A 502-nucleotide genomic window follows, 5' to 3' on the forward strand; every position below is an offset into this window, starting at 1 on the left:
GACCTTGAGCGCCAGCGAAACCATCACCGAAGGTGGTTCGATTGTTTACACCGCCACCCTGACCAACGCCGCTCAAACACCAGTCACCGTCACACTGAGCAACGGTTCGGTGATTACCATCGCTGCGGGCGAAACCACCGGCACCATTGCCGTCGAGACATCGCCCAACGACGTCTACAACAACGGCAGTACCGTCAGCACCACCATCACCGGTGCGACCGGCGGTAACTTCGAAAACCTGGTCCCGGACACTACGCCTGCGGTCACCACGATCACTGACTCGGTGGATAACACTGGCCTGACCCTGAGTGCCAGCGAGACCATCACTGAAGGCGGTTCGATTGTTTACACAGCGACCCTGACCAACGCAGCGCAGACGCCAGTGACCGTGACCTTGAGCAACGGCTCGGTCATCACCATCGCAGCGGGCGAAACCACCGGCAGCGTCAATGTCGAGACACTAGCCAACGACGTCTACAACAACGGCAGCACCGTCAGCACC

General features: G+C 59.8%; 1 protein-coding gene. It reads left to right on the plus strand.

Features of this window, described 5'->3' with window-relative positions; all coding sequences use genetic code 11:
• Nucleotides 1-502, plus strand: a 502-nt coding sequence (locus FGE05_RS29660) for an immunoglobulin-like domain-containing protein (RefSeq protein WP_139650439.1), incomplete at both ends; no start/stop codon positions are given.

This window comes from Pseudomonas sp. ICMP22404 (assembly GCF_006227205.1).
GTDB lineage: Bacteria > Pseudomonadota > Gammaproteobacteria > Pseudomonadales > Pseudomonadaceae > Aquipseudomonas.